Below are 1,768 nucleotides of genomic sequence, written 5' to 3'. Positions count from 1 at the left end.
CCCCTGGCTCGATAGCTGGCGTTTTCGCTCCACGTACTGTCACAACCACCGCGCAAAAATCCGTCATGACATGTTATGACCTCCTGCAAAATCGGACTTTGCCCAACAAATACGGGGGGTTTAAGGACGAACGGTCGAGAGGCGTCAAGCGCGGGGAATTGCCGGGAGTTTGCAGCCACTACAGGCTTTTCAGGCGGGCACGTTCGTCGCGGTACTGTGAACTTCACTCTCATCACGTGTCACATTAGGTCCTTGTCAAGCGAACTACAAAAGAGGTCAGCCTTATGAGCATCGCCACAATTGTCAGTGCAGTGATATCCAGTCTCGCACCCAGTGTCTTCGACCAGAACAGCCTGCAAGATCCCGGCGCGCATGTCTCCGCCGTCGAATACCACTACGGAATGGACATCGATGTGAAACGGGTACTGCAGCGCACCGATACCTCCGACAAGACCGGCATGGTGCCGGTGACCCTGGTCTACGAAGACAGCGAGGGCGAGATTCACAAGATCCGTTTCCTCGAATGGGGTGGAAGCCCCGCCGACCCCACCAGCATTGCCTGATCAGCGCAAGTTAAACCTCATTGGCACCCCGTGCGGATGATGTTTGTTGTTACCTGAAAATGAGAACATTCGAATGACTGAAAGTTCATTCGCAAGCGTCGCTCTTATCTTCGCAGCATCATGCCGCAAGATTAACTAATTAACTAATCGTAATGGCCGAGTCTTAACTGAAATCAGCAACGGCAAACTCTAATTATGCCGTGCCGAGAGCCAGGTCGATTCACTATTGAATCCAAGAGGTAACCATGGAACTTAGTATGTTTTCTTCGTCCACCGTGGAATATTTGCGCTTGGGCGTTGTATATTTCCATCTTATCGCCTGCTGCGTGGCAATCGGGCTGGTGTTGACCAGTGACATTGCAATGGTCCAGCAACTCCTGAAGGGCGATGTGTCGGGTCACCATGATGACGCGCACATGGACAGTCTTCAAAAAACCGTATCGCTTGCACTTGTCGTGCTCTGGATTACGGGCGTTGCCATTGTCGGGATCGACTATGCCGGCAAGGGAATGGAGTATTTCCTCAATCCAAAAATACAAGCCAAGATCGGCATCGTTGTGCTGTTGACCATTAACGGCTTCGTGTTGCATCGCGCTGTATTGCCGGCGCTGAAAAAGGCCGGTTCGTTACTGAAACTCTCCTTCAGCCTGCGCATGCTGGCGCTGTTCTCGGGGGCGTTCTCTGGCGTGTCGTGGTTCTATGCCGCCCTGCTGGGTGTTGGTCGTCCGCTGGCCTGGAAGTACTCCCTGCTGGAGTTGCTGGCCGCCTATCCGGTGCTCATCGTCGGTGGGTTCGGGATGATGCTACTGCTCACTGCCTGGGCCAAAGACAAAGACACCCAAGCGCGCCTGGAGCAAGGCACCGGGACACCAGGCAACGCCGCCCTGGCTGGCTGGTGAAGTCCGGTTGAACAAGGACGTTCAGCGCTCGCCAATGAATTGCGCTTTAACCGTTAACACACTTCACTTGAGGATACCCAAATGAAATCCATGAAAGTTCTCTTCGTCGTCGCCACCCTGACCGCTTCTTCTCTGGCGATGGCCACCGGTGGCGGTGACCGGACCGTCGCACGCATGGAGTCGGCCCGGACAGTCTCGATGAAAGCCTTCCAGGTTGCCCAGAAACAGAAGGCTGAAGCCGCTGTCGCCCAAAGCAAAGCCAAGGCGACCGACCGCAGCAACGGCTGATCGGTGTAGCGCGTCCCC

General features: G+C 54.9%; 3 protein-coding genes. All 3 read left to right on the top strand.

Annotated elements, in window-relative coordinates:
* Nucleotides 1-284: 284 nt before the first annotated feature.
* The 3 genes from C8K63_RS29945 (at nucleotide 285) to C8K63_RS29935 (ending at nucleotide 1,750) form a co-directional block, all read left to right on the top strand.
* Complete coding sequence (locus C8K63_RS29945; protein WP_108219968.1) at nucleotides 285-563, top strand: DUF2790 domain-containing protein; 279 nt, start codon at nucleotides 285-287, stop codon at nucleotides 561-563.
* Nucleotides 564-808: 245 nt separating this feature from the next.
* Entirely contained in the window at nucleotides 809-1,462 is a 654-nt protein-coding gene (locus C8K63_RS29940; RefSeq protein WP_108219967.1) for a hypothetical protein, read from the top strand.
* Between the two features lie 81 nt (nucleotides 1,463-1,543).
* A complete protein-coding gene (locus tag C8K63_RS29935; RefSeq protein ID WP_108219966.1) occupies nucleotides 1,544-1,750 on the top strand; it encodes a co-regulatory protein PtrA N-terminal domain-containing protein in 207 nt (68 codons plus the stop codon).
* Nucleotides 1,751-1,768 lie beyond the last annotated feature (18 nt).

Source organism: Pseudomonas sp. GV085 (assembly GCF_003050925.1).
Classification (GTDB): Bacteria; Pseudomonadota; Gammaproteobacteria; order Pseudomonadales; family Pseudomonadaceae; genus Aquipseudomonas.
Note: the sequence above shows the minus strand (reverse complement) of the source record. Positions and strands in the feature narration are given on the sequence as shown.